Raw genomic sequence first — 13,469 nt, 5'->3', positions numbered from 1 at the left:
TATATTTTAAATTTGTGACATACATTATAAATAGTGTTTTTTATAATTTTAGTGTCACACTTTTTAATACCTTCTTTATGTGTGGGAAAATTTTCCAAAGACTTTCACAAAAAATGAAAATGACCGAAAAGTTTAAATAAAGGATTTTATAACAGTATTTATTGGAAATCTATTGTGAGGTGGTATTATGGCTGAGCTTCCAGTTGCACCATTTGAGAGAATATTGAAAAAGGCTGGTGCTGAGAGAGTTAGCAGAGCAGCTGCAGAATACTTAGCAGAGGCTGTTGAAGAGATTGCATTAGAAATTGCAAAAGAAGCAGTTGAATTAGCTAAGCACGCAAAAAGAAAAACAGTAAAAGTTGAGGATATAAAATTGGCTTTGAAGAAATAAATTTTATTTTTAAAATTTTTAATTTTTATTATTAATATTTTACTTCCTTCCAAAACTTTAGAATTCTTTTGTTATTTTAATTTATATTCATTAATTTATATATTTATTTAAACGGTGGAAATATGCACAAAAGAATAAAAAATATAAAATATGCGGTAGTTACTGTAAGTGATAGTAGATATAATGATTTAATTAAGGGAAAAGAAGTAGATGATAAATCTGGAAAATTATTAAAAAAAGAACTAAACGCTAAAGTATATACAATAATCCCCGACAACAAAAATATGATTAAAGGAATAGTTGAGCATATAGTTGAATTTTTTGATGTAGATTGTATTGTTTTCACAGGAGGAACTGGAATAGCTGAGAGAGATGTCACTGTAGAAGCATTGAAAGAAATTATTGAAAAAGAGTTAGATGGCTTTAAAATTATTTTTCAAAAACTAAGTTATGAGGAAGTTGGATTCTCAGCCATGCTATCAAGAGCTATGGCTGGAATTTATAAAGGAAAAATCATATATGCCCTCCCAGGCTCAGTAAATGCATGTAGAACAGCATTAAAGATAATTAAAGAAGAAACAGGACATATATTAGGACATTTAAGAGAGGGATAAGATGAAATTTTTGTTAATAGCATCAAATAAAGATTTAGCAAGTAAAAACATAGCTAATCATATAAAAGAGTATTTTGATGTTTTTGAAACTGATAAGGAGCTTTTATCTCTAACTGCAGAAGATTTGGAGTATGCAGATTACTATATATTTTTATCAAAGCATAAAAGTATTGCAAATAAACCATCCCTAACAGTCCATACGCCCGGAAATTTAACTGAAGATAATACTTTTGGAGGAAATCCTAAGGAAGTTTGTCCATGTGATGCTGTTTTAAATACTCTTTTATTAAAAAACATTTACAAAAATTACAAAACATACTATGAGGATGGGAAGATTGGAGAGTTTGATGTCTCTTTTGAGGTAGTTCATCACTCTCCAACCGGTTTAAAAGCTCCAACAGTATTTGTTGAAATTGGAAGTAGTGAAAAAGAGTGGATTTTAAAAGAGGCTGGAGAGATAATTGCTAAATCTGTTTTGGAAACAATAGATGCAATGAAATCCAAAAATTATGATAAAAAAGTTAGAGCTATTGGCTTTGGTGGAGGGCATTATGCTCCAAAATTTACAAAACTTGCTTTAGAGGATAAATATTATTTTGGCTATTTAGTTCCAAAATATGCCTCAGTGTCTGAGGATGTTTTAAATCAACTTATCAGTAAGATGGAAGTGGATAAAGCTCTTATTGATTGGAAGGGATGTAGGGGAGATGATAAAAGGAGATATATTGAATTTTTTGAAAATAATGGAATCGAATGGGAAAGAGTTTAAATGTTTTTTCTAAAAGTTTTGGAGGGAATTGAATGGGAAAAAATTTAAGAGATTTACTTTTAGCATTTAAAAATGGAGATATAAGCTTAGATGAAATTGAAAAACAGATAAAGCTTAACTATTATGAAGAGATTGAGGAAAGATTAAAGTTGGATATAAACAGGCAGTTTAGGACAGGAGTTCCAGAAGTTGTTTATGGTAAGGGAAAAGATATAGATGAGATAATTAAAGCCACGCTAAAACTTGTAGAAAAAAATGGCATAGCGTTAGCAACTAAAATAGAAGATATTGAAAAACTTAGTGACGAAATTAGGAAGTGGAATTTAAAAAACTACGACATAAAAATTAACAAAAAAGCGAAAACATTAATAATAAAAAATAAAAACTATGAAGTAAAAAAAATAGGTAAAGTGGGTATATTAACAGCAGGGACCTCAGATATTCCAGTGGCAGAGGAGGCAAAAGACACATTAGAAATAATGGGAGTTGAAGCAATAACTGCTTATGATGTAGGAATTGCAGGCATTCACAGGCTGTTTCCAGCTTTAAAAAGAATGATTGAGGAAGATGTTTGCTGTATTATTGTTGTTGCTGGTATGGAGGGAGCTTTACCTTCAGTTATCGCCTCAATGGTTGATATTCCTGTTATTGGAGTTCCAACATCGACATCTTATGGGATAAAAATAACGCCTCTGTTAACTATGTTGCATTCATGTTCTCCTGGAATAGCGGTTGTTAATATTGATAATGGATTTGGAGCAGGTGTATTTGCAGGATTGATAGCTAAGATAATGCATAAGTAATAAAGATAGATGAGGGAAAATATGATAAAAGTTGTTGATGGAGAGTATGTAAAGACATTATATGAAGGAAATTTAGAAGAGATAATCAATGAGATAGACACTGGATATATTTTAATTTTAGTTAAAGAAGGGAATAAATTACATGAGGGTTATATCTTTGTTGAAGATGGAAAAATTGTTGGATGCTACTACACCGATAGTGAATCTACAGAGGTTTTTGGAAATAAAGAAAAAGTTATTGAACTGTTAAACTACGAAAACAAAGTTATAGATATCTACAAATATAATAAAGATAAAATAAATTTAATGAAATGGCTATATCCAGAGATTTTTGCATGTAAAGACACAAATAAAGTATCTGAAAAAAATGAAGATATGAGTGAGAAGAGAGACATAGTTGAAAAATATCTCAACATAAAATTGGACATACCATTGGATAATTTAATAGAGGCAAATACAAAGGACTTTGAAAAATACTTAGAAGATAATAAATATATTATTATAAATGCTTATAGAAAAAAAGATGGCAAATTTGAGAACGGTTATATAATATACAAAGGACAAACACCAATAGCAGCGGCTTATGAATGTGACTTAGGAGTTTTGTTAGGAAAAGATGCCTATGAAAAATTGGAAGAAATGTTGAAAGATGAAAATACAGTTATTGATGTCTATGAGTATAATGAGAAAAAAACACATGTTATATTAGAACTATACCCACAAATGAAAATTCTGGATGAAAACGAAAATAAAAGTAGTGAAAAAGCGGATAGTTTAGAAAGTGAAGGTAGTATAACAACTGCTGAAGAAATAGAAGAAGAATCAACAGTCTCAAGAGAAGAACTGCTAAAAAAATTGGGAATAAAAGAGCCAGATGAGAATTGGATAGAGACAATATTAGAAGATGTGTTTAGACCTTCAGATGAAGAATTGGAAGAACTAAAAGAAAAAATTGAGAGTGAGATTGTTAATAAAGTTAAGAGGATGGAAGGTGTTAGTGATGTTTTAGTTAATCTTAAGATTAAGTGGGAGAATGGTAGATACTATATATTTGGGGATGTTAATGTAAAGAGAAAAAGAATCTTGGGAATTATCAAAAAAGATATAGACCCTTCAATTGTTAAATTTGAGATTGACAATACAATTAAAAAATATGTATCCAAATATACCTCAAGGATAAATATTAATATAGAGTAATAAAATAAAAAGCAAATATTCAAATAGAAGAAATGAAGAGGTATTAACATGGATGCGATAATAATTTTTTTAATTCTTTTTATAGTTGGGGTCTTGATTGGTGTAGGAGTGTATTACTATAAAGAGAAAGAAAGAAAGAAAACGTATAAGATTATTGAAATGGAAATTATCGAAAATCTTAAAGAATTAAAACCTTATGTAGCTCCAGATGAAGGTAGGGAATATACAAAAGAATTTGATTTGGTTGAAATAGCTCTTTCTTATGATATAGAAGATATTATTGTTGTTAATGATGAGGGTTTAGTTATAGCCACTACATTAAAGGATGCTGATGAAGTTGGAGCTACTGCATCGAGCATATTTGAATATATTAAAAAACTATGTGGAAATATAAAAAAGGTCGTTATATTTAAGGAAGATAGTTATCTATACATCTATCCATTAAAACTTTATGGTGAAAATCTGTATGTTATAATAGAGTCAAAAATAGCCCTTGACGTTATAGAAGAGAAAGAAATACTGAAAAGAATAACAGGAGTTCTCAAAAAGTATTTCTCAACAATTACAACCATAGAGCAAGAAATTCCAGAGGAGGCATTATTGAGTATTTAAAAATTTTATAATTTATATTGGCAATATTGTTCCTCTAACAGGAACAAAGGTTGGAATCTTTAATGTCTTCCAAATAGTCATAGCGAATGATAATGATTGATATCTCTCCCCATGCATAACTATAGCTTTTTCTGGTTTAGGAATCTTCTTTATATATCTAACTAATGAATTATAATCACCATGAGCAGAAAATTCTATTTTAACAACTTTTCCCCTTATAGGGATTTTATTTTTAAATGGCTGAATTTCTTTAGCTCCCTCTTCTAATTCCCTTCCTAATGTTCCCTCTGCCTGATAACCAGTTAATATAAGCTTGTTTTTTGGGTCTTTCAATAACTTTAAATATTTTAATACCGGTCCTCCTTGAACCATCCCTGAAGTTGAAACAATAATACAAGGCTCTTTATTAAATACTAAGCTTTCATCTGCCTTCTTTATCTCACCAAATGGATTAATTCTATTCTCAACCATATTTTTTATTTTTGGATTTAGCCAATTTATATAGCTCATATAAACAGCAGTTGCATGAATTAGGGAGCCGTCAGTATATATTGGCACATCCCTTAACTTTCCACTTCTAATATAGTTGTTTATAATCAACAATATCTCTTGAGCTCTACCAATTGCAAAAACTGGGATTATTACTTTTCCTCCATTTTCTATTGTTTCAGATATTTCCTCAATTAATTGCCTCTCTAAAGTTTTTCTTGCTGGCTTTATATCCAATGGAGATCCATAAGTAGATTCTATAATTAGGACATCAATCTCATCGATATCTGTATCTGCAGGGAGTAATGTTCTTGAAACTCCTTCATTTATGTCCCCAGTATAGAGAATTTTTTTCCCATCCACTTCCAAGTATATGGAAGCACTTCCCAATATATGCCCGGCATTGTAAAATTTAAATTTAATGTTTTCAGTTATTTGCCTTTCCTCATAGTAATTTAGGCACTCAATATTTTCCATAGCATGCTGAATGTCTTCTTCTTTATAAGCTTTTGTTAAATTTAGAGTATCTCTCCAAGTTATAAACATTAAATCAGCTGTTGGATGTGTGCAATAAATCTTTTTGAATTTATAAAATGGGATTGCTCCACAATGGTCAAGATGAGCATGGGAAACAATAACTGCATCTACTGCTTTATCATCTACCTTAGGTATTTCTCCAGTGTCTGGAGACATTCCGCAATCCAATAAAACTCTCCCTTTTTGTGTTTCTACCTCAACACAACTCATCCCAATTTGCTGGCAACCACCATGAAACTTTAATAAAACCATACTACCATCCCAAAAATTTATATATATTTTATTTGGATAAATCCTATTACCCAGGCAAAGAATAGGAAACCAAAAATTAAGTTAAGATTAAAAGAAAATTTTCATAGTTTTTCGTAAAGTTGTTAAATTTAGTTATGAAAAATTGAACACCCTCTATCGAAAGACATTTATTATGTCCTTTATCTTTAGAATATTTGCAAAAACCAATAATTTAGATGCCAATTAATTAACAAAAGAAAAATTAAGCCTTGTCATATCCTATCAAAAATATGCAAATCAAAAATTTCAGGTATCATAATTATTATATGGTGAGTTCTACTAAATATCTATTTTATTATTTTTAAATCTTACTATAAAAAGGATTGGTGAATATAATGGAACATAGGCATGTCATCTCCGCGTTAGTTTTAAATAAACCAGGAGTATTGCAGAGAATTTCAGGGTTATTTACAAGGAGAGGGTTTAATATTTCAAGTATTACAGTCGGAATAACAGAGAATCCACAAATTTCAAGAGTTACGATAGTTGTTAATGGAGATGATAAGATATTAGAGCAGGTTATCAAACAACTCAACAAATTAATTGATGTTATAAAGGTTAGTGAGTTAGAGGAAAAGAAATCCGTTCAGAGAGAGCTCTGTTTAATAAAGATTTATGCACCAACAGAGAGTGCAAAATCACAAGTTATTCAATATACAAGCATATTTAGAGGAAATGTTGTAGATTTAAGTCCAGAATCTTTAATTGTAGAGATAACTGGTAGTGAAGATAAAATAAACGCATTTATTGACTTAGTTAAACCATTAGGAATTAAAGAAATGGCAAGAACTGGAATAACTGCCTTAGCAAGGGGACCAAAAATCTTAAAACCAAAAAGCTAAGTTTTAAAAAGACCAAAATAAGGTGGAAACATGAACGATGACGTTAAAATGAAGTGTGGTTTGGAAATGCACGTGAAAATTTAATAAAGTTTCATCAAAACTAACACCTCCTCGCTTACGCTCGGAGGTGTAAATTAAAATTTAATGGGTGGAAATATGGAAGATGTTAAAATGAAGTGTGGTTTGGAGATACATGTTCAAATTGATACAAAATCAAAATTATTCTGTAACTGCTCAACGAATTATTTAGATGCAGAGCCAAACACGAATGTTTGTCCTGTCTGTCTTGGATTGCCTGGAGCAAAACCACTCCCACCAAATAAAAAGGCAGTGGAAGTTGCAATAATGGTTGCAAAGATGCTTGGTTGTAAAATAGTTGTTGATGAAGATATTTACTTCCAAAGAAAGCATTATGATTATCCAGATTTACCGAGCGGTTATCAGAGAACTTCAACCCCTATTGGAGTAGATGGAGAGTTTATGGGTATTGGAATACATGAGGTTCATTTAGAGGAAGACCCTGGGCAGTACAACCCAAGTTTTGGAATTGTTGATTATAACAGAAGCGGAACCCCACTAATTGAGATTGTTACAAAGCCAGATATAAAAAGCCCAGAAGAAGCAAGAGAATTTTTAAAGCAATTGATGACATTATTCAGATACCTTGGCTGTTTAAGAGGAGAAGGAACAATGAGGGCTGATGTAAATATTTCCATTGAATATATGGGAGTCCAAGGAAATAGGGTTGAGGTTAAAAACGTCAATTCAATTAAAGGGGTTTATAAAGTTCTAAAATATGAACTAATCAGACAGAAAAACATTATTAAAAGAGGGGGAGAGGTTAAAAGAGAAACAAGAGCATTCTTAGAAAGTCAGATGATAACTAAGGCAATGAGAAGTAAAGAGACTGCTGAAGATTACAGATATATTCCAGACCCAGACATTCAGCCAATAGTCATCTCTGAAAAATGGGTTAAGGAAATAGAGGAAAAAATGCCAGAAACACCATTAGCTAAGAAGAAAAGATTTGTTGAAGAGTATGGTATTGATGAAGAGGATGCTAAGGTATTAGTTTCTGACTTAGATATGGCTGAAATGTTTGAGGAAGTTGTTAAATCCTTAGGTGTTAATAAGGAAAATGTTGATTTGGCAGTTACATGGATTAGAAATGAGTTGAGGAGGTCTTTACAGTATCACAAAGTAGATTTGTATGAGAGTGGGGTTAAGGCAGAGCATATAGTTGAATTAATAAAGCTAATTAAAGAGGGGGTTATATCTCAAAAAATAGCTAAAGAGATTGTTGATTTGTTGGTTATAAATAGAGGAAAGAAGATGCCTAAAGAACTCGTTGAGGAGCTTGGATTAACAGTTATTAGAGATGAAGACGCTTTAGTTAAAGCGGTTGAGGAAGCTATTAAAAACAATCCAAAGGCAGTTGAAGATTATCTAAATGGTAAAAAAGAGGCATTGAACTTCTTAATGGGGCAAGTAATGAGATTAACAAGGGGAAGGGCAGATCCAAAGAGAGTCATTGAGTTATTGAAAGAGAGATTAGATAAATAAATTTTTATTATTCTTTTTTTTAATAATTATTTTTTAGGTGATAATAATGGCAGACCTTGATAGGAAGTTAATAGAAATTTTAGATATTTTATCTAAATCAAAAGAGCCTGTAGGGGCTAAAATTATAGCTAAAGAACTTAATAAGAGGGGTTATAAAATTGGAGAGAGGGCTGTGAGATATCATTTAAAGTTATTGGATGGGATGAAATTAACAAAAAAAGTTGGTTATGCTGGAAGGGTTATAACTGAGAGAGGTTTAGAGGAGTTGGAGAAAGCTAATATATCTTATAGACTGGGGAGTATTTACTCGAATATATTGGAAAAAACAATATCTGCCAACTATAGGTTTGGATATGTAGTTATCAACAGATGTCAGGTTTATGCAGACTTTAATGATGTGTTAAAAATAATAAAAAGTGTCTATGAGTCTGGTTTGGCTGTTGGGGATAGAGTTGGAATTATAGATAGGGAAAAATTCGTGGAAATAAATACCCTCTGCTCATTAAACTTTGATAATATCCTACTACAAAATGGCATTTTTCCACTCCATGTATGTGCTGGAGTTGTTAAATATGAGGATGGAAAACCAGTAGAATTTAAAGAAATTATAGATTACAAATCTACATCTATAGACCCATTGAGAGCATTTATTGAGAAGAAAGAAACAGATGTTATGGGTATTATAGAGAATGGGGAGGGTTATTTACCAGCAAACTTTAGATACTTTGGAGTTGAGTTTTTGGAGAGATTTGAGACTATATTGGAGATAGATGAATTAAAATGTATTATTAGTTATGGGACAGAAAATGTTTTAGGATTAGATGTTGGAGATGATAAGGTGGGAGTCGCTTTAATTGGAGGTCTAACACCAATAGCTCCATTTGTTGAAAACAACTACTGCGTTGAAATTTGTCCAATGTCATCAATTGTTAGATTAGAATCTCTCCATAAGCTTAAAAAGAATCCAAGGGATATAGTAACAAAGAAGGCAAATATAAGAATAAAAACCGCTTTATCAAAAATGTTCAATGCAATGGCAAAGGTAACCTATGATATAGATGAAGCTGATGGAGATGTTATAGTAAATACTGCATTTATCGATAAAAAATACCTTGATGAGGCATTTGATATACTAAAAGAGGCATATAAAAAAGGTTTAGGCATATCCGACAGATTTGGAATTGTTGAAGAAAATGATAGGATAAAAATTCAAACAATCTGTGCTGTAACCTTAGATGGAATATTTTTAAGAAACTCAGTTCCTCTCATACCAAAATATGGGGGGATTTTGGAGATAACTGAAGATAAGGAGAGGTTTATTGATATAATTGGTTATGATGGTTCGTCATTAGACCCTCATGAAGTTTTCTTTAATTTTGTTGATTGTGAAAAAACATTTTTGGCAGGATTTAGGGAAGTGCATAGAGTTGCAAGAGAGAAATTAGAAGAAGTTTTAAAGAAATTAAATTGGAATGGTATTAAAGCTATAGGAGAGCCAAACAATGAACTTTATGGTATTGGCGTGAATAAAGACATGTGTGGAGTTGTAACAATGGGGGGAATAAATCCCTTAGTGTTATTGAAAGAGAATGAAATACCTATTGAGTTAAAGGCAATGCATGAAGTTGTTAGATTTTCAGATTTAAAGAGTTATAAGGAGATTTAAACTCATATATCCTAAATACTCTCATTAAAGTGGGGCTGAACGAAGTGAAGCCCCGCTCGGGTATCCCAATAGGGGCTTCCCCTATGGATTTAAAGAGTTATAAAAATATTTAACCACAATTAGTGATATAAAGGAACTTTAAACTTTTTAAGATTTAAAAGCCATTTTTATTGATTCAACTATTGCCTTTATTATATAATTATCATCAATCCTTTCAGCATCCCTTGATGTTAAATCAATCCTTAAACTTTTACTTGCCCCAGGCATACCTGCCACGGTTATAGTTATAATTCCATAATTTTTTAACAAATTAAACCCAATCTCAATGAGTTTTTTAATATTTATAGTGTCATCTTTATAAACTCTTTTTATTACAAATCCCGTTGGTGTTCTTTCATAAACAATATTTATATTATCATCTATTGCCTTAAGCTCTTTGTTTAATTTTTCAATCTTAGATAAATCAAAGTTTTTAGCCCTTTCAAATGCTTTTCTAATTCTTTCTAAGTTAAAGTTTTTTAAAGCTCTATATATACCAGCCAATAAAGGGGGCTGAGCTTCTAAGCCAAACTTAGTGCCTTCAATATATATCTTATCAACAAGTTCCTTTTTTCCAGCTAATAAACCTCCCCTCGGTCCTTCCATAAGCTTATCTGTGCTTGTAACTACCAAATCAGCTCCCAATTTTAATGCTGGAGGTTGATTAAATAACAACCTAACTCTCGCTCCAGAGGCATCATCAACAAAGACAATAGCTTCTTTATTTTTAGCTGTATTAATAACTTTTTTAAAGTTTTCAAGTTCAATAACTTTCAAATCCATTGTTGAACCAGTGATAATAACTAGAGTATCTTTATCTATTTTATTTAAAATCTCTCCTACTTTATCAGATTCAAAATACTTAGCATTAACAATTTTACAACTTCTCTCTATTGATGGATGTCCTGGAAGTTCTGGTAGATAGTGGATAACTTTTTTTGGTTTTAATGCCAATATAGTGGCTAAAATTGCCGATGATGTTCTATTAAAACCAACACATTTATCATTCTCATCTCCACCTAAATGTTTAAGCCCATATTCATTAACCTTCTCTGCAAAGTAAGATGACCCAATGTAGGTATTTAATAAAGCTTTATCTTTTTCATCTATTAAAAACCCTCCTGACAATCCACTTAAGTCATACAATGCATCTCTACCCTTTTCATTTAATATTTCTAAGATAATTTTTCTTGCCTTCTCTAATCTTAAAAACTCCTCATAGTCGGAGAGCATTAAATCACCAATACAAGTTTATAAAAATTTAAAAAATTTAAAAAATAAAAGGAAAATAATAATGATTTATCCAGCCCCACAAGCATCTCCTAAATCCAGGTCTATTAATTTTCCTTCTTCTAATTCTTCTTTTTCTAATTTCTTAACGACTTCATCAATATCTTCTTTTCTTTCTGTTATCTTCGACTTATCGATAACTCTCAATAGGTGCGGTCTATACATTAAATTGTTATCTAACACAACCCAAATGTCTCCATTTTCGTCTTTTCTTATATCTACAACTCTTCCTTTTGTTCCAGTATTTATATAAACCACATAATCTCCAACTTTAATATTAACTTCATCCATGTATCCCACGCTCCAAATATTTTATAATAGGACTTTCGCAATTTATATATTGAATTTGGAACTTAGACACCCAGAGGGTGTCAATACGCAATAAAAAATTTATTCCTGCGAAAGTCCTATTACAATAATCTTCTCTCATAGCATGTATTAATAATTTATTCAAATTATTGTTCTATTCCTAAAAACGTTGCATATAACAACCTCTCGTTATAGGATGCACTTGAGGGATGCGTCCCCAATCCGGAGGGGTTGGGGCTGAGGCAAGCCCACGACTGGTGGTGAAACCCCGCAGCAACCAGCCGCAAGAAAGGTTTATCCTTTCTTGCGACCGTACCTCCCACTTAATTCCGGTTGATCCTGCCGGAGGCCACTGCTATCGGGGTCCGACTAAGCCATGCGAGTCAAGGGGCTCCCTTCGGGGAGCACCGGCGCACGGCTCAGTAACACGTGGCTAACCTACCCTCGGGTGGGGGATAACCTCGGGAAACTGAGGCTAATCCCCCATAGGGGAGGAGGTCTGGAATGATCCCTCCCCGAAAGGCGTAAGCTGCCCGAGGATGGGGCTGCGGCGGATTAGGTAGTTGGTGGGGTAACGGCCCACCAAGCCTACGATCCGTACGGGCCCTGAGAGGGGGAGCCCGGAGATGGACACTGAGACACGGGTCCAGGCCTACGGGGCGCAGCAGGCGCGAAACCTCCGCAATGCGCGAAAGCGCGACGGGGGGACCCCGAGTGCCCACGCCCTGCGTGGGCTTTTCCGGAGTGTAAACAGCTCCGGGAATAAGGGCTGGGCAAGTCCGGTGCCAGCAGCCGCGGTAATACCGGCGGCCCAAGTGGTGGCCACTGTTATTGGGCCTAAAGCGTCCGTAGCCGGCCCGGTAAGTCTCTGCTTAAATCTGCGGCTCAACCGCAGGGCTGGCAGAGATACTGCCGGGCTTGGGACCGGGAGAGGCCGGGGGTACCCCAGGGGTAGCGGTGAAATGCGTTGATCCCTGGGGGACCACCTGTGGCGAAGGCGCCCGGCTGGAACGGGTCCGACGGTGAGGGACGAAGGCCAGGGGAGCAAACCGGATTAGATACCCGGGTAGTCCTGGCTGTAAACTCTGCGGACTAGGTGTCGCGTCGGCTTCGGGCCGACGCGGTGCCGAAGGGAAGCCGTTAAGTCCGCCGCCTGGGGAGTACGGTCGCAAGACTGAAACTTAAAGGAATTGGCGGGGGAGCACTACAACGGGTGGAGCCTGCGGTTTAATTGGATTCAACGCCGGGCATCTTACCAGGGGCGACGGCAGGATGAAGGCCAGGTTGACGACCTTGCCAGACGCGCCGAGAGGTGGTGCATGGCCGTCGTCAGCTCGTACCGTGAGGCGTCCTGTTAAGTCAGGTAACGAGCGAGACCCGTGCCCCATGTTGCTACCTCCTCCTCCGGGAGGAGGGCACTCATGGGGGACCGCCGGCGCTAAGCCGGAGGAAGGTGCGGGCAACGACAGGTCCGCATGCCCCGAATCCCCTGGGCTACACGCGGGCTACAATGGCCGGGACAATGGGACGCGACCCCGAAAGGGGGAGCGAATCCCCTAAACCCGGTCGTAGTCCGGATCGAGGGCTGTAACTCGCCCTCGTGAAGCCGGAATCCGTAGTAATCGCGCCTCACCATGGCGCGGTGAATGCGTCCCTGCTCCTTGCACACACCGCCCGTCACGCCACCCGAGTTGAGCCCAAGTGAGGCCCTGTCCGCAAGGGCAGGGTCGAACTTGGGTTCAGCGAGGGGGGCGAAGTCGTAACAAGGTAGCCGTAGGGGAACTGCGGCTGGATCACCTCCTGAGAAAAAAGCGCTGGTTGCTGCGGGGCACCAAACCAGTCGTGGGCTTGCCTCATAGGGAAAGTGGGCCCGTAGCTCAGCTGGGAGAGCGCCGGCCTTGCAAGCCGGAGGCCGTGGGTTCAAATCCCACCGGGTCCACTATATATGCAGCCTGCAACTCCAAAGAGTTGCAGGTGAAGGGCCTGATACGGGACTTTCGCAGGAAATAATTTTTATTTGGTAATTGATGCTTTCAGCATCTCACTACCTTATAAAT

Annotated in this window: 12 protein-coding genes, 1 tRNA gene and 1 rRNA gene; 11 read left to right on the top strand and 3 right to left on the bottom strand. The window is 35.4% G+C overall.

Annotation, left to right across the window (positions count from 1 at the left end; genetic code table 11):
• The first annotated feature begins 187 nt into the window (after window positions 1-187).
• The 6 genes from MJ_RS00885 to MJ_RS00860 all read left to right on the top strand — a co-directional run bounded on the left by MJ_RS00885 (window position 188) and on the right by MJ_RS00860 (window position 4,386).
• Window positions 188-391, top strand: coding sequence for a histone family protein (locus MJ_RS00885; RefSeq protein ID WP_010869663.1), 204 nt, complete (start codon window positions 188-190; stop codon window positions 389-391).
• Between the two features lie 122 nt (window positions 392-513).
• Complete coding sequence (locus MJ_RS00880) at window positions 514-1,005, top strand: MogA/MoaB family molybdenum cofactor biosynthesis protein (protein WP_010869662.1); 492 nt, start codon at window positions 514-516, stop codon at window positions 1,003-1,005.
• A 1-nt stretch (window position 1,006) separates the two neighbouring features.
• Window positions 1,007-1,774 carry a D-aminoacyl-tRNA deacylase gene (locus MJ_RS00875; RefSeq protein ID WP_010869661.1) on the top strand — a complete coding sequence of 256 codons (768 nt, stop codon included), beginning with the start codon at window positions 1,007-1,009 and terminating at the stop codon, window positions 1,772-1,774.
• Window positions 1,775-1,806: 32 nt separating this feature from the next.
• Complete coding sequence (gene larB, locus MJ_RS00870) at window positions 1,807-2,577, top strand: nickel pincer cofactor biosynthesis protein LarB (protein WP_010869660.1); 771 nt, start codon at window positions 1,807-1,809, stop codon at window positions 2,575-2,577.
• Between the two features lie 21 nt (window positions 2,578-2,598).
• Window positions 2,599-3,774, top strand: coding sequence for a DUF2226 domain-containing protein (locus MJ_RS00865; protein ID WP_064496412.1), 1,176 nt, complete (start codon window positions 2,599-2,601; stop codon window positions 3,772-3,774).
• A 108-nt stretch (window positions 3,775-3,882) separates the two neighbouring features.
• Window positions 3,883-4,386, top strand: a complete 504-nt coding sequence (locus MJ_RS00860; RefSeq protein ID WP_244409436.1) for a roadblock/LC7 domain-containing protein — start codon at window positions 3,883-3,885, stop codon at window positions 4,384-4,386.
• Window positions 4,387-4,398: 12 nt separating this feature from the next.
• Here the strand turns inward: MJ_RS00860 and MJ_RS00855 are convergent, their stop codons facing one another.
• Entirely contained in the window at window positions 4,399-5,664 is a 1,266-nt protein-coding gene (locus tag MJ_RS00855) for an MBL fold metallo-hydrolase (protein WP_010869657.1), read from the bottom strand.
• 374 nt (window positions 5,665-6,038) lie between these two features.
• On the opposite strand from MJ_RS00855, the gene ilvN reads away from it, so the two are divergent.
• The 3 genes from ilvN to MJ_RS00840 all read left to right on the top strand — a co-directional run bounded on the left by ilvN (window position 6,039) and on the right by MJ_RS00840 (window position 9,774).
• Window positions 6,039-6,545 (top strand): acetolactate synthase small subunit, encoded by a 507-nt coding sequence (gene ilvN, locus MJ_RS00850; RefSeq protein ID WP_064496411.1) that lies wholly within the window; start codon window positions 6,039-6,041, stop codon window positions 6,543-6,545.
• Window positions 6,546-6,701: 156 nt separating this feature from the next.
• Window positions 6,702-8,108, top strand: coding sequence for an Asp-tRNA(Asn)/Glu-tRNA(Gln) amidotransferase subunit GatB (gene gatB / locus MJ_RS00845; protein ID WP_064496410.1), 1,407 nt, complete (start codon window positions 6,702-6,704; stop codon window positions 8,106-8,108).
• Between the two features lie 46 nt (window positions 8,109-8,154).
• Complete coding sequence (locus tag MJ_RS00840; protein ID WP_064496409.1) at window positions 8,155-9,774, top strand: DUF128 domain-containing protein; 1,620 nt, start codon at window positions 8,155-8,157, stop codon at window positions 9,772-9,774.
• A gap of 147 nt (window positions 9,775-9,921) precedes the next feature.
• Here MJ_RS00840 and MJ_RS00835 read toward each other — a convergent pair whose 3' ends face one another.
• Together MJ_RS00835 and MJ_RS00830 are read right to left on the bottom strand one after the other, a co-directional pair.
• Window positions 9,922-11,046 (bottom strand): TIGR03576 family pyridoxal phosphate-dependent enzyme, encoded by a 1,125-nt coding sequence (locus MJ_RS00835; RefSeq protein ID WP_010869653.1) that lies wholly within the window; start codon window positions 11,044-11,046, stop codon window positions 9,922-9,924.
• Window positions 11,047-11,112: 66 nt separating this feature from the next.
• Window positions 11,113-11,394 (bottom strand): DUF2098 domain-containing protein, encoded by a 282-nt coding sequence (locus tag MJ_RS00830; protein WP_064496408.1) that lies wholly within the window; start codon window positions 11,392-11,394, stop codon window positions 11,113-11,115.
• A gap of 344 nt (window positions 11,395-11,738) precedes the next feature.
• On the opposite strand from MJ_RS00830, the gene MJ_RS00825 reads away from it, so the two are divergent.
• A 16S ribosomal RNA gene (locus MJ_RS00825) occupies window positions 11,739-13,214 on the top strand.
• A 64-nt stretch (window positions 13,215-13,278) separates the two neighbouring features.
• Window positions 13,279-13,351 (top strand) — tRNA-Ala (locus MJ_RS00820).
• Window positions 13,352-13,469 lie beyond the last annotated feature (118 nt).

The organism is Methanocaldococcus jannaschii DSM 2661, assembly GCF_000091665.1.
Classification (GTDB): domain Archaea; phylum AGJL01; class Methanococci; order Methanococcales; family Methanocaldococcaceae; genus Methanocaldococcus; species Methanocaldococcus jannaschii.
This window is presented reverse-complemented; position numbering and strand designations above follow the sequence as displayed.